Below are 22,078 nucleotides of genomic sequence, written 5' to 3'. Positions count from 1 at the left end.
GTTCAGGCGGCCTCCACCGGATCGAACTCCAGCGCGATATGCGTCAGGCCACGCAGGATGAAGGTCGGCAGATAGCTGTAATTCCTGGCGTCGACCGGCCCATGCACCTTCTCCGAAACGCGGATGTCGGTGGTACGATCGAACATACGGTTGATCGCGACGACGGTCTCGGCGCGGGCAAGTGGCGCGCCGGGGCAGGCATGCCGTCCGGCTCCGAAGCCGACGTGCAGGCGGGCGTTCTTGCGATCGACCTTGAACTCGGCCGGATCCTCGAACTTGCGAGCATCGCGGTTTGCCGCGCCATTGGCGATGAACAGGAACGTGCCAGCTTCGACTTCGACACCGCCAACCGTCGTCGGCATCTTCGCCAGGCGGAAGTCGCCCTTGACCGGCCCTTCGGTACGCAGGCATTCCTCGACGAAGTTGGGGATGAGGCTGCGATCCTCGCGCAGGCGCTGTTGGATGTCGGGGCGATCGCCGATCAACTGGAAGGCGTAGCTGAGCAGCCGGACGGTGGTCTCCTGACCTGCGGCGAACATGTTCGCTGCGATCCGTGCAACGTCCATCGGTTCGGGCACCGAGCCATCGGGGAAGGTCGCCTGCGCCAGTCCGCTCAGCACGTCGCCTGCGGGATTGCGCCTGCGGTCTTCGATATAGGTCGAGAACTTGTCGTAGAGGAATTCGAGCGGCCCGTGCGTCACTTCGCCATCGGTGCCGCCGACCACGGCGCCGCCGCTATCCTGCTCCACGCGGATCAGGTGCTTGCGAAACTCGACCCGATCCTCGGGCGGCACGCCGAGCAGATCCGAGACGACCAGCACGGCGAAGGGCTGCGCGAAGGCATCCATAAATTCGCATTTGCCCTGCGACAGGAAGGTGTCGATCTGCTCATCGGCCAGCTTCCACATGAACTCCTCGTTTTCCTTGAGGCGTCGCGGGGTGATCAGCGACATCAGCAAGGATCGGTGGGCCGTATGGGTGGGCGGATCCATCGTTGGCAACTGATCGTGGAACGGCGTCTTGTCGCGCCACTGCTCGATAAGTTCGGAGATGTCCTCGTTCCGGTGATCATCGAGCGGGATGGGGCAGCCGGCGAACGGCCCGGTGGTCGACATGCACGAAGAGAAGCGGACAGGATCGTTGTAGATTTCCAGCGCCTCGCTGTAGCCCGTCACCATCACGATGCCGTGATGCGGCTCGCGATGAACCGGCGACTGCGACCTCATGTAGTCGAAGTACGGGTAGGGATCTTTGATAAACCGATCGCTGCGAAAGAAATCATGCGAATCGAAATCGTGGGCCTGATCGTTCATGTTGGCTCCTTGACGGGCACTGTTTGTATTCTCGCCCGGCCCGACACGCTTAATGTCCGACCCGGCTCTCGCACTCAGGATAGCGGAAGATTGGGCTGGATTGCAAAGCGCCTTATCCGAAAAATGATGTTCATCGCCCCGGTGCACGATCGTCGCGATGCTTCGACCGACCCGGACCACGCACTATCGGCACGCATTGTGAATGGGCGCGCCCCCGCGTAGCCTGCCGCGCATGACCGAAGTTAGCACGATCGATTGGGCACGCGGTGATCTGTCCGGTCTGGATTTTCCGGCGCACCCTGAGGCGTTGCAAGCGGGCGGCCCCGAGTTCCTGACCCGAGCATTTCGCCAAGCCGGTGTGCTCGGCCCTGACAACAGCGTGACGCGGATCACCCGTCTTGCCGAATGGACGCTGGGAGGCACCGGTGTGAAGGCGCTTCTCTGCGTCACCTACCAGCACGATGTCCCGGGTTTGTCGCGCGATCTGTTCGTGAAGTTCTCGCGCAACTTTCAGGACAAGGTGCGCGATGCCGGTCGCCACCACATGCCGCCCGAGGTGCTGCTGGCCAACGTGTCGCGCGATCCGGCGTTTCCGGTGGCAGTGCCGTATTGCTTCTTCGCGGACATCCAGACCGAGACGCTGACCGGCATCATCATCACCGAACGCATACCATACGGGCAGGGGGCCATCGAGCCGCATCATCCCAAATGCATGGACCAGGAGCTACCGGAGCCTCTTGCGCATTACCGGGCGTTGCTCAGCAATCTTGCGCGGCTTGCAGGGTCGCACAAGTCAGGCCGGCTGGGTAGCGAAGCGGAGCGGGCGTTTCCCTTCGATCGCGAGGCGGCGATCCTTCGGCGGCCCAGGTTCGATGCGGCATTGCTCGACAAGCGGATCGGGCGCCTCGCGCAGTTTATCGGGGAATACCCCCACCTGGTGCCGTCGCATCTGGCAGATCCGGCCTTCCTCACCAGTGTGCGCGCTGATGCGCGGCTGGTCGTGGATCAGCAGGAGGACGTCTGGCGTTTCCTGTTCTCGCAGCCCGCCATGATCGCGCTGTGCCATATGAACGCGAACATCGACAACGCCTGGTTCTGGAAAGAGGCCGATGGCACGCTGCAGGCCGGACTGATCGATTGGGGCAGCGTCGGCCAGATGTCGGTGGCATCCTCCATCTGGGGCTGCATCGGCGCCGCCGAACCCGATCTGCACGACCATCACCTTGCCGGACTGCTCAACCATTTCATCACCGCGTTCGCGCAAGCTGGCGGCCCATCGCTCGACAGGGCCGAACTGATGCGACATCTCGAAATGCATGTGCTGATGTCGGCGCTGCATATGACGACGGCGCCGCCTGCGATCTTGCGCGAAGTGCCGGATCCCAACCTGGCCGCCGACCGCTACGATCCGATATTCACGCTCAACGAGACGGCGCGGGTGCAGCTGAAGATCACCGTGTCCCTGCTGAACATGTGGTACCGGCGTGATCTTGGTCGATTGCTGCGCCAGGATGGGGCCTGGCGGCGCTAGCGCCCGGCGAGCGCCATCGCGTCGACCGTGAACTTGAAGCCGACCACGAACGCATCGTCGATATCGCGCGTGCGGAATGGCGCGCCGGTCTGGTCGGGGTGAAGGATGTACTGCAGGTTCGGAGAGATGCGCAACGCGGGGCCAAGCTGCGCGCCATAGGCCAGTTCCATCATGTACTGGTTGCGGCGCACCCCGGCCGTGCCGCCGCCGAACGCCCGCGCCGCGTTCATCCGTTCGAGCGCGAGATCGCTGAAGCTCTGCTGGTTGATCACGAAACCCAGCGTGTCGCGGTCGCGGGCCTCGAAGGTGCCGGTCTGCACCAAGCCAAGCTCTAGAAAATGCCGTTCCTCGACCCGGCCCGACAGATTGGTCATCGCCACGCCGAACACGGCGAGGCCCCGTTCGCTCGTGGGGTCGGGGCGCGTCAGCATCTGGTCGAAGCGGGCGTATATGCCCGAACGGCCCTTGCGAGTCGCCGCCGCCCGGCCCGAGACGATGGCGATGCCGTCCTGATCGTCGCGCAGGGGATCGGCGTAGTCGCCGCGATCGATCCAGCCGCCCAGGATGTAGTGGCGCGGCAACCGATCGTTGCCGAAATCGGTACCGTAACCCACTTCCCACGGCACGATCACGCCGGTGGCGTTGCGGGTCGAGAAGTTGAAGCCGCTGTCGTTGGGGCGCTTGCGGTCGGGATTGACCTCGTAGACGCCGGCATGGGCGAAGACTTTCGACGTCAGGTTGAGCTTGGCGTGCGCCATCCAGCTTGAGGCCGGAAAGTAGGTGAAGTTGCTGTTCTTGAACACGAACGTCGGATTGCCGCAGGCCGAATTGCTCTGGAAATTGCAGTAGAACGGCGAGCTGAGGAAGTGCACGTTGGCCTGGCTGCGCCCCGCCTCGATGGTCAGCGGCCCCAGCTTCTGCTCCCAGGTCAGGATCGCGAGGTGGGTGTTCTGCGTGCCGAAGATCTCCTGCACCGAGGTGTTATTGCCCAGCGCGATCGCGGCCAGGTTCTCGCCATGGCGGTTGGTCACCGCGCCGTGGATGGTGGCCCCGCCGATCCCGGCGATCCGGTCGAGGTCGAGGTCGGCCCCGACGTAGATTTGGCCGGCATAGGCCGCGTCGCGGCGCAAGCCGCCGGTGATGTTGCTCGCCGCCTCGCCGGTGTAGCTGAGCGAGAGGGTGATGCCCTGGTCCGCCAGCGGTTGCCACGGCTTGCTCTGGGTCGCCTGGGGCAGGGTCGGCGGGGGCGCATCCTTGGGCGCGGGATCGTCCTGCGCGTGGGCCATCGGCGCGCACAGCGTCAGCATCGCCGCCAGCGAGGCGGCGGCAAGGTTCGTGGTCTTCATGCCTGCTCTCCCGTGAATTCGATCAGGCCTGAGCCGGCGCTACGATGGGCCGCTTGAGCACGCCGAGCAGCACCGTGCTGGCGAGCGTTCCGGCGACGATCGCGATGGCGTAGGCCGCCAGGTGGGTCACCGCGCCGGGGATCGGCAGCACGAACACGCCGCCATGCGGAACCCGCAGCTCGACGCCCGCCGCCATCGAGATCGCGCCGGTGATCGCCGAGCCCGCCATCATCGCCGGGATCACCCGGAACGGATCGCGCGCGGCAAACGGGATCGCGCCCTCGGTGACGAAGGCGAGGCCCAGCACCGCCGCCGCGCCGCCCGCCTCGCGCTCCTCGGGGGTGAAGCGGTTGGCGAACAGCCGTGTCGCGAGCGCCAGCGCCAGCGGCGGCGTCATGCCCGCCGCCATCGTCGCGGCCATCGGCGTGTAGACCTGGCTGGCGATCAGCCCGACCGAGAAGGCGTAGCTCGCCTTGTTGACCGGGCCGCCCATGTCGAACGCCATCATCGCGCCTAGGATCAGCCCGAGCAGGATCGCGCTCGACCCCTGCATCGCGCGCAGCCATTCGGTCAGGAAGGTCAGCAGCGCCGCGACCGGCGTGCCGACCGCATAGATCATCAGTAGCCCGGTCAGCAGCGTGCCCAGCAGCGGCAGGATCAGCACCGGCTTGAGGCCCTGGAGGTTCTTGGGCAGCTGGATCAGCCGGTTGAGCCCGTCGACGCCATAGCCCGCGATGAACCCCGCGACGATGCCGCCCAGGAAGCCTGCGCCCAGGTTGGCGGCGATCATGCCGCCGATCATGCCCGGCGCGATGCCGGGACGGTCGGCGATCGAAAAGGCGATGTAGCCCGCCAGCGCCGGCACGATTAGCGCGAAGCCGCCCTTGGCGCCGATCTCGAACAGGGCATGGGCGAGGGTACCCGCCGCCGTGTCCTCGTTGGCGTGGATACCGCCCAGCGCGAAGGCGAGCGCGATCAGCAGGCCGCCCGCGACCACGAACGGCAGCATGAACGACACGCCGGTCATCAGATGCTTGTAGGGGCCGGTGCGCTCCTTGCCCGCAGGCGTGCTGTCGGATGCGCCGCCGCCTTGTGTCTTCGCTTCGGCCAAAGCCTGCTCGATCAGCTTGGCGCCGCCGGTGATCGCGGGCTTGGTGCCCCCTGCGAACACGCGCTTGCCGGCGAAGCGGGCGCGGTCGACCTCGCGGTCGGCGGCGATCAGCACCACGTCGGCGGCGGCGATCTCCTCGGCGGTCAGCGCATTGCCCGCGCCGACCGAGCCTTGCGTTTCGACGCGAATGTCATAGCCGAGCTGGCGCGCGCCTTCGGTCAGCCCCTCGGCCGCCATGAAGGTGTGGGCGATGCCGGTCGGGCACGAGGTGACCGCGACGATCCGTGGCGTTCCCTTTGCCGGTGTGGTGGCAGGGGCGCCCCCATCGGTCGCGGCGATCGCGGCGGCGGGATCGGCCAGCACCTGCTCCAGCGTCAGGTGTCGATGCGGTCTATCGCCGAAGCGCAGGGCGTTGTCCGCGGGCGCGACGAGCAGCAGCGTATCGCCGTCGGCGGGCGGCGGGGCCGCCTCCTGTCCCGATTGCACGATCTCGATCGTGCGCCCGCTGGCGCGCGCCGCCTTGCGCAGCGCCTCGCCCGCCAGCACGCCGGTGACCCCGGCTTCCTCCGCCTCGACTATCGCGAGTATCCTGCTCATTTCGCATCTCCCATGCGTGTCGTACCGGCCGTTTCGGCCGTGTTGATGCTAACCTTGCTCGCAAGTGCCTCGACCTCGGGGCGATCGGGCAGGTGTGGTCCGGCTAGCCCGAGCTTGGCGACCGCGAACGCCGTCGCCAGCCGCGCGTTGCGTTCTAACGTCGCGCCTTCCACCAGTGCTGCCGCCAGTCCTGCCACCATGGCGTCGCCGGCACCGACCGTGCTGACGACACTTTGCGCCGCGAGCTTCGCGACAATCGCGCCTTCGTCCGACAGGAACAGCGCGCCTTGCGCACCCATGGAGACCACCACCAGTTCCGCGCCGCGCGCGCGCAGCTGGGTAGCCACCCGGATGATGTCGGACACGTCGCCGAGGGCTTCGCCGCTCCATTCGGCGAGTTCGTGACGATTGGGCTTGAGGCAGTGGGGCAGGACCGGCGCTGCCAGCGCATGGTCGAGCGGGGCGCCGCTGGTATCGAGCATCACCCGGCTACCGCGTGCGCGCAATCGCGCGATGAGGCCGGCGTAGATGCCGGGCGGACACCCCGGCGGCAGGCTGCCAGCCAGCACGACCAGCGTCTCGGTATCTGCCAGCGCCTCGATCTCGACGGCGATCCCCTCGACCTGATCGGGCGTGACTTGCGGACCGTCCAGATTGATGTCGGTGGTGTCGTCGGCGTCGACGATCTTGAGGTTTACCCGCGTCGCCCCGTCCACGCGATGGCAGCGATCCTCGATCCCGCCGTTGGCGAACAGCGCCTCGAAGGTGGCGGCATTCTGTGTGCCCAGCAATCCGAACGCGGTGGAGCGAATGCCCCAATCGGCCAGGCAACTCGCCACGTTGATGCCCTTGCCCCCGGCGTTTCGCCGCACGCTGCGCGCGCGGTGGACTTCGCCGGGCACCAGCCGGTCGACGGTGATCGTCTGGTCGATCGCGGGGTTTAGGGTGACGGTGAGGACGCGCATCACGCCGCCGCTCCATCGAGCGCGCGAACATCCGCCGCGCTCTCCGCCGCCAGCGCCTTTGCCGCCAGCGCGGTCAGCGCCTCGCCATCGGCGGCGCGGATGCGCGCTTTGACCGCGGGGATATCGCGCGGGGTCATCGACAGTTCGCTGACGCCGAGTCCCACCAGCAGCGCCGCGCCGAACGGGTCGCCAGCGATGCCGCCGCACACGCCGACCCAGCGATCGTGCGTCCGCGCCCCTTCCACCGTCATCGCGATCAGCCGCAGGACGGCGGGGTGCAGGCTGTCGGCCTCGCTCGCCAGTTCGGGGTTCTGCCGGTCGATCGCGAGCGCATATTGGGTGAGGTCGTTGGTGCCGATCGAGAAGAAATCGGCGTGCGCGGCCAGCACATGCGCCTGCACCGCGGCGGCGGGCACTTCGATCATGATTCCGATCGGGATTTGGGGAGCACCGAGTTCGGCGCGGATCGCTTCGCAATGGGCGCGTAGCGTGATCAGCTCGGAGGCAGAGGTGATCATCGGGAACATGATCGACAGGTCGCCGCCCAGCTTCGCGGCGCGATACAGCGCGCGCAGTTGCGGATCGAGCAAGTCGGGCCGGCGCAGCAGCAGCCGCGCGCCGCGCACGCCCAAGAACGGGTTCTCCTCCTTGGGCAAGTCGAGGTGCGGCACCTGCTTGTCGCCGCCGATGTCGAGCGCGCGCACGATCAATGGCCGGCCATCCAGTGCGTCGATCATCGCGCGGTAGATCGCGAACTGTTCGTCCTCGCTCGGGCTGTCGCCACGTTCGAGGAACAGGAACTCGGTGCGCATCAGGCCGACGCCTTCGCCGCCCTGTGCCAGCGCGAATGCGGCCTGGTCGGCACGGTTGACGTTGGCGCCGATCGCGACGTGGCGACCGTCGGTGGTGACGGCGGGCTGGCCACGCTCGGCCTCCTCGGCAGCGCGCTTGTCGGCGAGGTCGGCGATCCAGGCTCGTGCGGCGGCGAGGTCTTCATCCGATGGGTTGAGCCAGACGCGGCCGCTGTCCCCGTCGACGATGGCGGTGCTGCCCGCCGCCAACGCGAGCAGTTCGGCGCCGCCTGCGACCACCGACGGCAGGCCGAGCGTCCGCGCCAGGATGGCGCTGTGCGAGGTCGGCCCGCCCAGTGCGGTGGCGATGCCGGCGACCTTGGCGATGTCGAGCGTCGCGGTGTCTGAGGGCGACAAGTCTGCGGCGACGAGGATCGAAAGCTCGTCGGGCAGGTCGGCAAGCGTGCCGGTGCCAAGCGCGGGATCGATCTGCGCCAACACGCGGCGTCCCACGTCGTGCAAGTCGGCCGCGCGTGCCGCCAGCACCGGATTGCCCAAAGCGGTCAGCTGGCCGGCGAGCCGCTGGATCGCTTCGTTCCACGACCATGCCACACCGTGTCCCTCGACCATCAGCTGGCAAGTCAGGGTAATGAGGTCGGTATCGTCGAGCAGCGTCGCCTGCGCGGCGAAGATCTCGGCATCGCCGGCGCCGAGGCGGCGCGAGGTTTCGTCGACCAGCGCCTTCATCTGCGCGCGGGTGCGGACCAGCGCATCGTTGAGCAGCGTGCCGCCCTCGATGAGCGCGACCGGCTGGTCGACCACGTCCAGCTCGGCGGCGGCGAGCAGGTGGACTTTGCCGATCGCGAGGCCGGGACTGGCGGCGACGCCCGCGACCATGCGCGGCGTGCCGGTGGGTTTCCAGCCGCGCACCGGCGCCTGCGCCTTTTCCTGTGCCCGCGCGGCATCGGCCTTTTCGCGCGAGGAAAGCCGGGTGACGACGCCGTGGAACCGGCGGAGCGCTTCGGCCGCACCTTCGCCGCTCGCGGAAATCGTGACGGTGTCGCCGGCCTTCAGGCCAAGCTGGAGCAGCGAGATTAGGCTGCGCGGATCGCCGGTTTCGTCGCCATGGCGCACCCGCAACGTCACGCCACTGGCCTTCGCGGCCTCGACCCAGGCGGAGGCAGGGCGCGCATGCAGGCCGGTGGGATAATCGACGGTCCAGGCGATCGTCTCCGCCAGATCCTCGGCGGGAGAGGCGGGGGCAGGAGCGGCCTCGTCGCGATGCAGCGCATCGGCGATCAGCGTCGCGTCTGCGGTGGTGAAGAGGGCCTGCAACCGTGGCTCGTCCTGGATCAACCGCGTCAGTCGGCGCAGGATGGCGATGTGGCTGTCGGAGTTGGCCGCGATGCCGACGACGAGATGCGCGATCTGTCCCGGGTTCCATTCGACGCCGCCCGGTATCTGCAGCACGACGATGCCGTCACGGCGGACCAGGCCCTTGTCCTCGCCGAGCCCATGCGGGATCGCCACGCCCGAGCCGAGGTAGGTGTTCGCCACCGCCTCGCGCCCCGCCATGCTGACCTCGTATCCCGGCGCCACGCAACCGGCCGCGACGAGCAGCTGCCCGGCCTGGCGGATCGCATCGGCCTTGTCCGTCACGTGCGCGTCGATGCGAATTAGGTCGTTCGCCAGCGTGTCCGCCGGTTCTTGTAGCGTCATTGCGGCCTCTCCTAAGACTTTCGCCCCACCAAGAAAACGTTTTCTCATCACTTTGTCAAGTAGATGGTGAATACCTTGTAAATCGGTGTAGCTTGGAACAGACAGAACCCAGGCTGATGCGGAGAACGATTTCTCGATGGCGGTAGGAATAAAGGACGTGGCGCGTGTCGCCGATGTGTCCGCAGCGACGGTGTCGCGTGTGCTGTCGGGCCGCACGGTGGACGCGGCGATGCAGCAGCGGGTGCTCGCGGCCGTGGCGGAAACCGGCTATCGCCCGAACCTGGCGGCGCGCCGTTTGCGTTCGCGGCATAGCAACACGATCGGTCTGGTAGTCGCCGATATCCGCAACCCGTTCTTTACCGCGGTGTCGCGCTCGGTCGAGGAGATCGCCTATGCCCAGGGGCTACGCGTCATCCTGTGCAACACCGATGAAGATCCTGCCAAGGAAGCGATGTATCTGCAGCTGATGCAGGAGGAGCGCGTCACCGGTGTGATCCTTGCGCCCACGCGTTCCGGGGTCGAAAGTTCGGCGCGCCAGCGCTTCGATTTTCCCGTGGTGCTTATCGACCGAACCATTCCGGGCGCCGCGCAGGATTCGGTCGTGCTCGATAACGAGGCGATGGCGGCGCTGCTGGTTGCCGAACTGCACGGCGCCGGACATCGCCGTATCGCCGGCCTGTTCGGCGCCACCAGCACCACCGGCAGCGGACGCCGCGACGGCTATGCCAAGGCAATGGTCGAGCTTGGTCTGACACCCGAAGCGATACCCGTCGGCCACGGCGCGGGTGAGGCCGAGCGCGCGCTGACGACGCTGATGGCCGCTTCCGATCGACCGACGGCGCTGATCGCCAGCAACGGTGTCATGGTCACCTCGATCCTGCGGGCAGTTCACGCGCTCGGCTTGTCGGTGCCACAGGACATGGCGCTGGCCGGGTTCGATAACGAGCCGTGGATGGATCTGGTCGGCGGCGGCCTTACCGTGATCGAGCAGCCGGTGGAGGAGATCGGACGCACCGCGATGTCGATGCTGTCCGATCGGCTCGAACGGCCTGACGGCCCTCCACGCCAGGTGGTGCTGGGCGGACGCTGCATCGTTCGCGGATCTAGTGTAGGACCATGTCGATGACGATGAAGAAACCGCCGATCGGCCGCGACACCAGGTTGTGCATCTCGCTGTCGGGCCGGCCCGGCAATGCAGGGTCGCGGCTGCACAACCACCTCTATGAGCAACTCGGGCTCGACTTCGTCTACAAGGCGTTCGGGACGGATGACATCGCCGCCGCCGTCACCGGAATTCGCGGCCTCGGTATCCGGGGCGCGGCCGTGTCGATGCCGTTCAAGGAGGCGGTGATCCCGCTGATCGAAGCGCTAGATCCGTCGGCCCGGGCGATCGACAGCGTCAACACGATCGTCAACGATGACGGGGTTCTGACCGGCTACAACACCGACTACGTCGCGGTGCGCGAACTGCTCGGCCGCAGAGGCTTCGATCCGGCGATGCCGTTCCTGCTGCGCGGCAGTGGCGGGATGGCTAAGGCGGTCGTAGCGGCCTTGCGGGACACGGGCTTCGAGCAAGGGACCATCGTCGCTCGCAACGAGGCGGCGGGCCGTTCGCTGGCCGAACGCTATGGCTATGCTTGGAGCGCGCAGGCGGCGGATTACGTGGCGCCGCTGCTGGTCAACGTCACCCCGCTTGGCATGGAGGGCGCGGACGCCGCCGTTCTCGCGTTTTCGGCTGCCCAGATCGCGGCGGCGAGCCACGTCATGGATGTGGTCGCGCAACCCGCCGAAACGCCGCTAATCCTGGCCGCGCTGGCCGGCGGCAAGACGGTCATCTCGGGTGCCGAGGTGATCGTGTTGCAGGCGATCGAGCAGTTCGTGCTCTACACCGGCGTGCGTCCCGATGATGCGATGATCCATGCCGCCGCTGCCTTCGCCCACGGACAGGCTACGGCCGACAGGCTGGTATAGCGCCGGGTTCCTTGCTCCAGCCACCGGGGGCGTGGCCCCCGCGCCGGCACGACGATCAGGGCGCGGGCGGGTGTTGCCGCATCAGCGCCGCCACGATCGCCGCCGTTTCGGACTTCGCGAATGGCGCGCCATAGGCCTCCCGCATCTTGGTCACGGTGGCGGTCCACTGTTTTTCGTTCAGCGGCGGCTGGTAGCGCACCATCGCCACGGAATGACAGGCGAGGCAACTGCGGTTCAGCAGATCCGCATCCGTGCCCTCACCGAAGGTTTCGTCATCCGGCGGCAGGGTGATGTTGGCCGAGCGTACCGAGGCCAGCGGAGCCGCTGGCGTTGTCGTGGCGGTCGTTTCGGGTGCATCGGACGCGTGTTTCGATCCGCAGGCGGACAGCAGCACGATCATCGCCAGCGAAAGCGAGGTTCGCGCCATCATACGATCTCGATCGGGCAGGACTCGACGCAGTTGCGCATGTAGCCGCCCGGGTTCCAGTTCGCCGTCATCGGCTGGATCGCGCCGTCGCCGTTCACCGCCCGACTCATCAGCGTCATCGCACCGCGCGCGCGGATCGGCACATCCGCTTCGAAGCGGCGAAAGCCATAGCGGCCCTCGTCCGGGCCCAGTTTCGCATTCAGCCATGTCTTGCCGTCATCCGTGGAGACCTGCACCCGGCTGAGGACGCCGGCCCCGCCCATCGCGATGCCGCGCACCGGCAATCTGGGCGCAAAGGGCAGGCGGGCGCCCGGCTCGGCGCTGGTGATCCACGATCGGACGTTCATTGCGCTGATCGGCTTTTTGGCGAACTCGGCCGTCCCGGGCGCCACGTCGGCGTCGGGCGTGGTGGGTATCTGGTAAGCTTTCGCCATCCAGTAATTGGTGTCCTTGCCCGAGAACACGTCGATGTGGTTGAGCGACTTGACCCAATAGGTCGAATACCAGCCCGGCACGATCAGCCGCAGCGGGAAGCCGTTGAGCAGGGGCAATTGCTCGCCGTTCATCGCAAAGGCCACCATCACCTCGCCATCCATCGCGTGATCGAGCGACAACGACTTTTCGAACGCGTCGACTTGGGTCAGCGGCTTGTCCAGCCCTCCGAAACGCACCGCCGTAGCCTTCGGATCAACGCCTGCGGCCGCGAGCAGGGTCTTGAGCGCGACCCCCTCCCACATCGCGTTGCCCATCGCGCCATGCGCCCACTGCGCGCCGGGCACGCGGGGCGAGAACAAGGCGCGGCTGTTGCCCGAGCACTGGTTGACCGCGGCGTAGGAGATACGCGGCAGCTTGAGGATCTCGGGCAGCGACAGGGCGAGAGGCTTCTTGCCGCCGGTGATGGTCAGGCGAAAGGTATCGGCATCGACGTCGAGCGGAATGTCGGCCCAGTGCCAGCGCACGAAGAAACGATCGTTGGGAGTGAATACGCCTTCGTCGAACACGCGCATCGGCGTTTCCAGCAGGGGCGGGCGATTGCGCTGCAGGATCATCTCGCCCTTCTCGGGAAAGGCGCTGGTCAGCGGGCGCTGCTCCGAACCACCCGCCGTGAGCAGTTGCGCGAACTTGCCGCTCTGCGCCAGGGCTGCGCTGCCGGCGACAAGGCCGAACGCGCCGCCGGCAAGCAACCGCCGGCGGGCAACGGCCATGGCGAGAAGGGGATCGAGGCGGTCCATGATCGTCTTACCTTAACTTCATTGGTAGACTTGATTCAAGCGAGTGGACGCGTCGAGCCGTCGGCGAAAGAACTTTCCTACACGGCAACAGAGTGCCAGATCGGTGAACGTTCTTTGACATCGTGAAGCCGAAAGCTCGCCGGCGTTCGTTACAGAGTCAGCGGCGCGTGATGCAGTTGCGGTAAGACGTGACGGGCGAACAGGTCCGCTTCGGCAGCGTGGGGATAGCCGGACAGGATGAAGGCATCGATGCCCTCGGCCTGGTAGGCGCGCAGCTTCGCCAGTACCTGATCGGGATCGCCGACGATCGCGGCGCCGCAGCCGGAGCGCGCGCGGCCGATGCCGGTCCACAGGTTGTCTTCGACGAAACCATCGCCACCCGCCGCCGAGCGCAGTTCCGCCTGGCGGGTCACGCCGACACTGGCGCTGTCGAGCGACTTGGCGCGGATCGCCGCGCCGGCCTCGTCGTCCAGCTTGGACAGCAGGCGATCGGCGTAGGTGCGCGCCTCGTCCTCGGTTTCGCGCACGATGACGTGCGCGCGGTAGCCGAACTTGAGCGTGCGACCATGGCGCGCCGCGCGGGCGGTCATGTCGGCGATGATTTCGCGCACCTTGTCCATGGTGTCGGGCCACATAAGGTAGACGTCGCAGCCCTTCGCGGCGGCTTCGCGGGCGTCTTCGGACAGGCCGCCGAAGTAGAGCGGGGGGCACTTGCCGGAGAGCGTGCCGATGCGCGCCGGGGCGAGGTCGAGATTGTAGAACTCGCCTTCGTACTTCAGGTGCTCGCCGGACAGCATGATCTTGAGGATCTGCATGATCTCCAGCGTGCGCTGGTACCGTGCGCGACTATCCAGCTTCTCGCCCGGCAAGTCGGAGGAGATGATGTTCACCGTCAGCCGACCGCCCAGGATGCGGTCGAGCGTGGCGATCCGGCGCGCCAGCTGCGGCGGCCAATCCTCGCCCATGCGCAGCGCCCACAGCAGCCGGATGGTCTTGGTAAGCGGCGCGATGGCACCGGCGAACATCGTCGTGTCGATGCCCAGTTGGTAGCCTGACGGCAGCAGGATGTTATCGAAGCCGCCTTTCTCCGCTTGCAGCACGATGTTGCGGCAGTGATCCCAGCTGGAGGCCAGCATCGGATCAGGTACCCCAAGGAACTCGTAATCGTCGTCACAAAGCGCTGAGAACCAGCTGACTTCGCAGGGTTTATCGATCATGGTAGTGGCTCTCCCTTTGCGGCGACCAGCACGCCATACCACCGCGCCCGGTCCCAGCGGACCCGGAGTGCGTCGGCGGCTTCGGCGATCCGCTCTGCCTTTTGTGATCCGACGATGGGGATCGGGCGCGCCGGGTGCGCCATGATCCAGCTGTAGGCGGCAGCGGTGCGCGATACCGCAAATTCCTGGGCGACTTCGTCCAGCGCGCTGGCGGCGGCTTGCGCGCGTTCGTCAGCAGGGTTGGCGATGCGTCCACCGCCGAGCGGCGACCAGGCCATGACCGCCATGTCCATGGCGATGGCCTGATCGAGTTCACCGTTCTCGATCGGGGCCAGCTTGAGCGCGGAAAGCTCGGGCTGGGTCGAGACGATGGGGAGGCTAAGGTATTGTTGCAGCGTGGCGATCTGGGCGACTGTGAAGTTGGATACGCCGAAGCTGCGGATCTTGCCGGCTTTGTGCGCGGTCAGAACCGTCTTTGCGATTTCCGAAGGGTGCGTGAGAATGTCCGGGCGGTGGATTTGCCACAGTTCCACCCGGTCTGTGCCGAGGCGTTGGAGGGAGGCGTCGATGGCGCCGGTGAGGTATTCTGCGCTGGAATCGTAAGGTACGCCCAACGAGATGCCGCCCTTGGTCGCGATCGTGAACTTGTCACGAAGCGACGGATCGGTGGCGAGGGCGCGGCCGAGCAGCGCTTCGGAGGCGCCGAACGGCTCGTCGTTGTCGGGGCCATAGATGTCGGCGGTGTCGACGAAGTCGATCCCGGCATCGAGCGCGGCGTGCAGCAGCTTCACCACGGCAGCGACATCGTCACCGCACAGGCGCCAGTTGCCCCAGGCGAGCGCGGACACGGTCAGGCCGCTCTTGCCCAGCGGGCGGCGGCTTTCCAGGGGAGGGAGAAGGGTCATGGGCATTCCTGTCAGGCGATGATGTCGGGATTGATGGTGGCCACCGAGGCGCGCTCGACCAGGTCGTGCGGCAGGCGGCGATGGGTAAGTTGGGCGCCGCTCAGCAGCAGCTGGGTCGCGGCCAGCGCCAGTTCGCGGGTGGGCTGGTTGATCGTGGTCAGCTGCGGCCAGACCATGCGGGCGAGGGTGGTGTTGTCGAACCCGGCGACGGAGAGGTCGTCCGGTACCGCCAGGCCCATGTCGTGCGCGACCGAGAGAACACCTGCGGCCATGTCGTCGTTGCTGGCGAAGATCGCGGTCGGTCGGCGGGGGCCGCGCAGGAACTGGCGTGCGGCGGTGACTCCGCTGTCGAAATCGAACTCACCGGGTGCGACCAACGCCGGTTCGAACGCCAGTCCGGCGCGGTCGAGTGCGCGGCGGTAGCCGAACAGCCGCTCTTCCGACGCCATGTGGTTGGAGTGGCCGCGGATGAAACCGATCTGCCGGTGACCTTTGGCGATCAGGTAGCTGGTCATGTCGTCCGCGGCTTGCGCGTCGTCCATGAACACCGACGAGGTCATCGCGTGGTTGGTGCCGGGCGAGATCCGCACGAACGGGATGTCCATGCCTTCCAGCGCCTTGAGCACGGCGGGGCAGTCCGTCACCGGGGACGACAGGATTACGCCATCGACATGCGTCTCGGTGACGAGCCCGCGCACTTGTTCGCCGACCAAAGGATCGGTGACGTCGACCGGCTGGGCGAGCAGGCGCGAGCCGGTCTGCTGGCATCCCTCCCAGCAGCCCATCTGGATCTGATTCATGTAGTAGGGGCTGTGATTGTCGTAGATCAGCGCGACCTGGCCCGACTTGTTGCCCGCCAGGATGCGCGCGGCGACGCTGGGGCGGAACTCAAGCTCCGCCATCGCCTTTTCGACGCGCTCCTTGGTATCGGCGCTGACGTAGCGGTGGCCGTTCAGCACGCGGCTGACCGTCTTTACTGATACGCCTGCTAGCGCCGAGACGTCCTTGATGTTGGAGCGATCGCTCATGCCGGCGCCTCCAAGGTGGCGAAAAGCGGCGCGAACCGGCTTTCCGGACGGTAGAACACCGGCGGCTGACCGTATGGTGAGGGGACGAAGTGGGTGCCCGGCGCGAAGTCCTCGCCCGACCACAAGTGCCGCCAGGGCTGCTTGCCGGGAAGGATGACTTCGCGTCCGGTCACCCTGGCCTCGACGATCGGCGCGACCAGCATGTCCGCGCCATAGAGATACTGGTCCTGGACTGCGAACAGCGCTTCGTCGAAGTAGTGCAGGAACAGCGGGCGCTGCACCGGCATGCCCGTCGCCACCGCCTCGTCGCTCAGGTGGCGCACATACGGCGCCAGGATGGCGTGCACCTTCGACATCGCCGCGAATTGCGAGAGCAGCGCATCCGAGCTGTCGATCTGGAGATTGTCGTCGGGGCGGTTGCCCTCGTGGCTGCGCATGACGGGTGAAAACGCTCCAAGCTCGCACCAGCGCATCATCAGGTCAGCGGTGCGGACGTTGCCATGCAGGCTGGTGTAGCCGCCGACGTCGCTGTGCGAATAGGCGTTGCCGAGCAGCCCGGCCGACAGCGCGGCGGTAATCACCGTGTTGATGCCATCGTGCCGGGTAAAATCGACCGACTGGTCTCCCGCCCATAGCAACGGGCAGTGCGCCTGCACCCCGGTAAAGCCCGCGCGCATGAAGAACACCGCTTCCCCCGTCTTGCCACGCGAAGCGACGGCGCGGGCGTTGGCCTCCGCCCACAGCACTGGCCAGCGGTTGTGCATCAGCATCGGATCGCTGCCGTCGTGCAGGCGCAAGTCGACGGGAAGGTATTCCCCGAAGTCGGCCATCCAGCCGGACAAGCCGAAGTCGAGCATCTCCTGTCCGATCACCCGCTCGGCGAACCACTCCAGGCTGGCGGGATTGGTAAAGTCGACCACGCCGCAGTCGAACTCCCCGAAATCGACGAGGTATGGCTCGTCGCTGTCCTGCCGCAAGGCAAGGTGACCGCCCGCGAGCGCCTCCTGGTACTGCACGCCGTCGTTGGCGAGGTATGGATTGACGTAGCCCATGAAGCGAATGCCGCGCTCCGCCAGCGCGGCGATGCGCGCGGGCAGTTCGGGATAGCGTGCCGCATTCCACGACCAGTCCCAGAACAGGCGACGTCCGAAGGTGGTCTGGCGGATGCCGATCCAGTCCTCACACCACAAGGCGCTGACTTGCGCGCCAGCCGCGAGGATGCGCTCCAATCGGGCGAAGCTGGCCTCGCCTTCTTTCAGGCCGACGATCGCACCGCCGATTACCCAATCCGGCAGCGGTGGTTGGCGGCCAAAGCGGGCGCTGAGCTGGCCGACCAGGTCGGTGATCGTCTCCGCATGGAGGAACTCGAGCGTGAAGGTGCCTTGCCATACTTCGATCTGGTGATGCGTCGGGTCGGTGAAATCGAGAACGCTGTAGGCGCTGCTGTCGAGGTGGCAGGCGATCAGGCTGGAGGTGAGGAACGTCGGCTGCGGATAGTTGGTCCACCAATAGTCGCCGCCGGCCATGCCCTGCTCGTCCATCAACCGGGTCAGCTCGGTGCTCTTGTCGCGACCGACGCCCGGCTCGCTGGTCCAGATCGGAAAGCGGCGCCTCGATAGATCGAGGTAGCTCATCTGCTCGCCGCCACCCCAGACATGCTCGCCGGGCTGTGCGACCAGATCGATCCACACACGGTCGTATCCCGGTTCAAGCGTTTCCACGACGAGATTCGCGCCGTCGCCGCGCAGGCGCACCATGGGGGTGAAGCCGGGCAGCGCCGAAAGCAGGAGGCAGTCGCCATCCCACCGTGCGTGAGCGAGCGGCGTCATCTCGATCGGCGTATCGCTGATGTCGAAATTGCCACGCACCATCAGGACTTGCGCCTGTCCCCTCGCGATGACGATGGCGGGGATTTCAGCGGTGCTGCGCAGCACTTCCCGCCCCGACAGGAGGCATGCAAAACCGTCATCCCGAATGGCGAAAGTCAGCGACAACGAAGCGGCTCTCCGGATCTCGATCCCATGGCGTTGCCAGAACGCGACACGAGCCGCCTATAGCCGCGGCCCTGATATGACACCGCTTGACAGAAACAGGGGTGCCAATCAAGAGGAAGCGACCAAGAGGAAGACCCAAGGCCACGAGGCTCGGGCTTCGCGTCAGGAGGGGCAACCTATGATCCAGTTCACATGCAATCGCATGGCGCGTCGTGCCGTGCTCGCCATGACCGCGTCCACCGTTGCCGTCGCCATGGCAACGCCTGCTGCTGCTCAGGTCGACGAGATCATCGTCACCGCGCAGAAGGTGGAGCAGAACATACAGGATGTGCCGATCTCGATCAGCGCCGTAACGGGCGAGGCGCTGGCACGCGCGGGCGCGAAAAGCCTGGAGGACATCACCAGCATCGTACCGTCCGTCACGTTCCGCAAGGGAACCACCAACGCCAACAGTGCCATCGTCATGCGTGGCGTCGGCACCATCAGCTTTTCGGTGGCGGCGGAACCCAGCGTATCCACCGTCGTCGATGGTATCGTGTTGAGCCGTTCGGGCCAGTCGTTCCTCGATCTCGTCGATTTCGATCGCATCGAAGTGCTGCGCGGCCCTCAGGGGACGCTGTTCGGCAAGAACGCGTCCGCCGGCCTCGTGAACATCGTTTCCAAGGGCGGAACCGACACGTTCGAGGCGGAAGCCAACGCGTCCGCGACCACCGATGAGGAATACCGCGGCCGCCTGACGCTGTCGGGTCCGCTCGGCCAGGATCTCAGCGCGCGCGTCACCGGATTTTACGGCAACTACGATGGCAACATCAAGAACATCACCGGCGGACGCGAGCGTCAGGTCAACGGCTACGAGCATTACGGCGCGCGCGGTCTGATCGACTTCGACGGCGAGGGTGGCCGCGTCCGCCTGATCGCCGACTACTTCAGGGCCAACGACGACTGCTGCGCCGAAGTGACCGGCGTGTCGCGCGGCACGGTGCTTGACCGTGAACTGGGCATCGCCCCCCAGGGCGAGGACACACGCCGGGTCAATCAGAACCTGATCACCCGTTCGCTGGATCGGCAATGGAGCGTGACGCTCAACGCCGATATCGATACTTTCGCGGATCACACCGTCAGCATCATCACCGGCTACCGCAACTGGCGCAACACCGAGATCCGCGACGGCGACTTCCTGCCTCGTGCGCTCGTGGGGACGCCGCAACTGCACGATCGCGGCACCGTGGAGACCGACCAGATCTCCGCCGAGGTTCGCCTCGCCTCGCCGCAGAACCAGGCGCTGACCTATCAGGTGGGCGGCTTCATGTGGTATTCGAAGAACACCCAGGATTTCACCCGCAGCGACGTCACTTGCGCGTCATCGACTTCGCCGATCGATCCGATCACCGGCGGACGTCCCTGCAACCTGGCGGATACGGTGAACACGCTGTTCCCGACCGCCAGCTCGCAAAGCCGGGTCGAGTTCCGCAACTATGCCGCATTCGGTCAGGCGACGTACGAAATCACCCCCGCGCTGCGCTTTACGCTGGGTGGCCGCTACACGCACGACGATGTGAGCTATACGCATTTTCGCGCGCCTTCGGTCAACGCCACGAACGGCGTGATCACGCCGGGAGCGGGGCTCACCACGGTGGGTGCGGGCGGCACCATCGCCACCGGCGGCAACGGCACCAACCAGTCGCGCGGATCGACCAGTGCCGACAATTTCTCGGGCAAGGCGGTGCTGCAATATGACGTCGCGCAGGATGCGATGGTCTATGCCAGCTACACGCGTGGCTACAAGGGACCGGCGTTCAACGTGTTCTTCAATCATGTCGCGCCGACCAACTCGACCCCGATCGATCCCGAAAAGTCGAACAGCTACGAACTGGGCCTGAAAAGCCAGTTCTTCGATCGCGTGTTTCAGGTGAACGCAACCGCATTCCTCGTCGATTACAAGGGCTTCCAGGCCAACAACTTTGTACTGTTGAACGGCGCCGTGGTCACCAACCTGACCAATGCCGGTTCGGTCCGCTCCAAAGGCTTCGAACTGGATGCGACCGTCGCGCCCACGCAGGGTCTGACGTTGCGCGCGAACTTCGCTTACGCGGATGCCAAGGTGCGCCGGTTCAATCCGAACCCGCTGACCAACGCGCCCGATGCACGCGATGGTACGCGTCTGCCGCTCGCGCCAAAGTTCAGCTACACCGTCGGCGGCGACTACGACGTCGACGCCGGCCCGGTGAAGTTCTACCTGTCGAGCGACTGGCACCATGCAAGCCGTCAGTTCTCCGATCTGGGCGAGAGCGGACCGATCGATCCCTATGGCATCTGGAACGCCAGTGTCGGGGTATCGGACCCCGAGGACCAGTATCGCCTGACCTTCATGGTCCGCAACATCCTGGATGACAGCTACGTCCTGCTGAACACCACCGCCGGCCAGCGACTGATGATCCCGCGCGATGCGGATCGTTATGCGGGCGTGAACCTACGCGCTCGCTTCAAGTAACCGCGGCGTGGGCGCCTGCGCGTCCGCTCTTCACGCGACACGACAGGAAACCCCCGGCGCCGTCCCGCCGGGGGTTTCTTTTGCGCAGCGTCGTGCCGCGTTACTGCTCCGCCGTCTGGAGCTTTGGCTGCATCAGGTGAATGAACAGCAGCGCGACCAGATACGCCCCACCGCAGATCACGAACAGCGGAGCATATCCCATGCCGTGATCGAGCGACCAGCCGGCGAACTCGATGATCCCCGTGCCCGTCAGGTTACCGCCGATCGCGCCCAGGGCGATGACGGTGGCGATGCGGCGGGTCGGGATGATCTCGGTCGCCATGCCGAACAGGTTGGTCGAAAAGCCCTGGTGCGCGAACAGGCCAAGACCGATGCAGAGCGCCGCGATCCACGGGCTGGTGGCCAGCATCGCGAGCGGCATGACCAGCACGACGAGCGCGAAGAACAGCATCGCGCTCTTGCGCGCGGCGTTCAGGGAGAACCCGCGGTGCAGTAGCACCGGGTAAAGCGCACCGCTGCTGACCGCGCCCAGCGCCGCCAGTGCGAAGACGACCGCGATCGGCCCGCCGAGCGCGCCCTGGCTCAGGCCGAACTGGCGCGAAAAGAAGTCCGGAGCCCAGAACAGCACGAACCACCACACCAGGTCGGTAATCGCCTTTGCCCCGATCACCGTCCAGCTGCGACGGTCGGCCAGAACCTCGCCCCAACCGACTTTCTGCGGCTTGGCCGCCACCGCGCCGCCGATCGGGCGCAGCTTCGCGGTGTTGAGGTGCCAGACGACCAGCCAGATCAGGCCGAGCGCGCCCGTCACCACGAAGGCCGCTTTCCAGCCGAATGCGATCGCGAATGGCGGGATGAGCAGGGGCGTGATGATCGCGCCGACGTTGGGCGCCGTGTTGATGATGCCGATCCCCACCGAGCGCCGTTCGATCGGCAGGTAGGTGGCGGCGGTCTTCATCGCCGCTGGGGTGTTCACCGATTCCGCTGTCGCCAGCACGGCCCGCGCCACCACGAACTGCTGCACGCTTGCCGCCAGCGCATGCGCCATGCCCGCCAGGCTCCAGACCGCGACGGCCAGGCCATAGGCAAGCCGCACGCCGACGCGATCGACGAACCAGCCGACGCCGATCAGCGAAACCGCGGCGGAAAGCTGGAATATCGATCCCAGATGCGCGAACTGCTGATCCGACCACTCGAACTCCGCCTCGAGCATGGGCTTGAGCAGCGCCAGCACCTGACGATCGACATAATTGAGCGCGGTGGCGAAGAAGATCAGCGCGATGAGCACGTTCTGTGCCCGTGCGGTGCCGGGCAGAGCGCCGTCCGCCGATCGCGCGGCCGGTTCCAGGTGCATCGTCATCGCCTTCTCCCACCCACGCCGGTCATCGCCGGCCTTTACGCAATGCGCCTGCAAAGCTCTTGCTCGCAATGGCGCATCGA

16 protein-coding genes are annotated in these 22,078 nt (G+C 66.3%); 4 read left to right on the top strand and 12 right to left on the bottom strand.

Annotated elements, in window-relative coordinates; translation table 11 throughout:
* Positions 1-2: 2 nt before the first annotated feature.
* Complete coding sequence (locus ACXJ1Z_RS01580; RefSeq protein WP_463779034.1) at positions 3-1,313, bottom strand: cytochrome P450; 1,311 nt, start codon at positions 1,311-1,313, stop codon at positions 3-5.
* 232 nt (positions 1,314-1,545) lie between these two features.
* Between ACXJ1Z_RS01580 and ACXJ1Z_RS01575 the strand changes: the two genes are divergently transcribed.
* A complete protein-coding gene (locus ACXJ1Z_RS01575) occupies positions 1,546-2,844 on the top strand; it encodes a hypothetical protein (RefSeq protein ID WP_463779032.1) in 1,299 nt (432 codons plus the stop codon).
* On the opposite strand, the gene ACXJ1Z_RS01570 is transcribed toward ACXJ1Z_RS01575, so the two are convergent.
* The 4 genes from ACXJ1Z_RS01570 to ptsP are packed head-to-tail and all read right to left on the bottom strand — an operon-like array spanning position 2,841 to position 9,373.
* Positions 2,841-4,190 carry a carbohydrate porin gene (locus ACXJ1Z_RS01570; RefSeq protein WP_463779030.1) on the bottom strand — a complete coding sequence of 450 codons (1,350 nt, stop codon included), beginning with the start codon at positions 4,188-4,190 and terminating at the stop codon, positions 2,841-2,843. The two genes, ACXJ1Z_RS01575 and ACXJ1Z_RS01570, sit on opposite strands and share 4 nt — an antisense overlap.
* Before the next feature lie 22 nt (positions 4,191-4,212).
* Positions 4,213-5,898, bottom strand: coding sequence for a PTS fructose transporter subunit IIC (locus ACXJ1Z_RS01565; RefSeq protein ID WP_463779028.1), 1,686 nt, complete (start codon positions 5,896-5,898; stop codon positions 4,213-4,215).
* Positions 5,895-6,863, bottom strand: coding sequence for a 1-phosphofructokinase (gene pfkB / locus ACXJ1Z_RS01560; protein WP_463779027.1), 969 nt, complete (start codon positions 6,861-6,863; stop codon positions 5,895-5,897). Before pfkB ends, ACXJ1Z_RS01565 begins: the two co-directional genes overlap by 4 nt.
* Entirely contained in the window at positions 6,863-9,373 is a 2,511-nt protein-coding gene (gene ptsP, locus ACXJ1Z_RS01555) for a phosphoenolpyruvate--protein phosphotransferase (protein WP_463779025.1), read from the bottom strand. Before ptsP ends, pfkB begins: the two co-directional genes overlap by 1 nt.
* A gap of 136 nt (positions 9,374-9,509) precedes the next feature.
* On the opposite strand from ptsP, the gene ACXJ1Z_RS01550 reads away from it, so the two are divergent.
* Both ACXJ1Z_RS01550 and ACXJ1Z_RS01545 read left to right on the top strand, forming a co-directional pair.
* The gene (locus tag ACXJ1Z_RS01550; RefSeq protein ID WP_463779023.1) at positions 9,510-10,499 is read left to right on the top strand and encodes a LacI family DNA-binding transcriptional regulator; all 990 of its coding nucleotides are present in this window, start codon (positions 9,510-9,512) and stop codon (positions 10,497-10,499) included.
* Positions 10,500-10,501: 2 nt separating this feature from the next.
* Positions 10,502-11,344: a shikimate 5-dehydrogenase gene (locus tag ACXJ1Z_RS01545; RefSeq protein WP_463781140.1), complete on the top strand. Its 843-nt coding sequence runs from the start codon at positions 10,502-10,504 to the stop codon at positions 11,342-11,344.
* 55 nt (positions 11,345-11,399) lie between these two features.
* Here ACXJ1Z_RS01545 and ACXJ1Z_RS01540 read toward each other — a convergent pair whose 3' ends face one another.
* The 6 genes from ACXJ1Z_RS01540 to ACXJ1Z_RS01515 all read right to left on the bottom strand — a co-directional run bounded on the left by ACXJ1Z_RS01540 (position 11,400) and on the right by ACXJ1Z_RS01515 (position 18,165).
* The gene (locus ACXJ1Z_RS01540; protein WP_463779021.1) at positions 11,400-11,744 is read right to left on the bottom strand and encodes a cytochrome c; all 345 of its coding nucleotides are present in this window, start codon (positions 11,742-11,744) and stop codon (positions 11,400-11,402) included.
* A 26-nt stretch (positions 11,745-11,770) separates the two neighbouring features.
* Positions 11,771-13,003, bottom strand: coding sequence for a molybdopterin-dependent oxidoreductase (locus ACXJ1Z_RS01535; protein WP_463779019.1), 1,233 nt, complete (start codon positions 13,001-13,003; stop codon positions 11,771-11,773).
* 149 nt (positions 13,004-13,152) lie between these two features.
* Positions 13,153-14,220 (bottom strand): LLM class flavin-dependent oxidoreductase, encoded by a 1,068-nt coding sequence (locus tag ACXJ1Z_RS01530; protein ID WP_463779017.1) that lies wholly within the window; start codon positions 14,218-14,220, stop codon positions 13,153-13,155.
* Positions 14,217-15,125, bottom strand: a complete 909-nt coding sequence (locus tag ACXJ1Z_RS01525) for an aldo/keto reductase (RefSeq protein ID WP_463779016.1) — start codon at positions 15,123-15,125, stop codon at positions 14,217-14,219. The genes ACXJ1Z_RS01530 and ACXJ1Z_RS01525 overlap by 4 nt, the downstream gene beginning before the upstream one ends.
* Before the next feature lie 11 nt (positions 15,126-15,136).
* Entirely contained in the window at positions 15,137-16,153 is a 1,017-nt protein-coding gene (locus ACXJ1Z_RS01520) for a LacI family DNA-binding transcriptional regulator (RefSeq protein ID WP_463779014.1), read from the bottom strand.
* Positions 16,150-18,165 (bottom strand): alpha-glucosidase, encoded by a 2,016-nt coding sequence (locus tag ACXJ1Z_RS01515; RefSeq protein WP_463781139.1) that lies wholly within the window; start codon positions 18,163-18,165, stop codon positions 16,150-16,152. The genes ACXJ1Z_RS01520 and ACXJ1Z_RS01515 overlap by 4 nt, the downstream gene beginning before the upstream one ends.
* A 160-nt stretch (positions 18,166-18,325) precedes the next feature.
* Here ACXJ1Z_RS01515 and ACXJ1Z_RS01510 point away from each other — a divergent pair, with 160 nt between their 5' ends.
* Positions 18,326-20,638: a TonB-dependent receptor gene (locus ACXJ1Z_RS01510; protein WP_463779013.1), complete on the top strand. Its 2,313-nt coding sequence runs from the start codon at positions 18,326-18,328 to the stop codon at positions 20,636-20,638.
* Between the two features lie 100 nt (positions 20,639-20,738).
* Here the strand turns inward: ACXJ1Z_RS01510 and ACXJ1Z_RS01505 are convergent, their stop codons facing one another.
* Positions 20,739-21,998 (bottom strand): MFS transporter, encoded by a 1,260-nt coding sequence (locus ACXJ1Z_RS01505; RefSeq protein ID WP_463779012.1) that lies wholly within the window; start codon positions 21,996-21,998, stop codon positions 20,739-20,741.
* Positions 21,999-22,078 lie beyond the last annotated feature (80 nt).

It is taken from the genome of Novosphingobium sp. TK46 (assembly GCF_055361525.1).
This window is presented reverse-complemented; position numbering and strand designations above follow the sequence as displayed.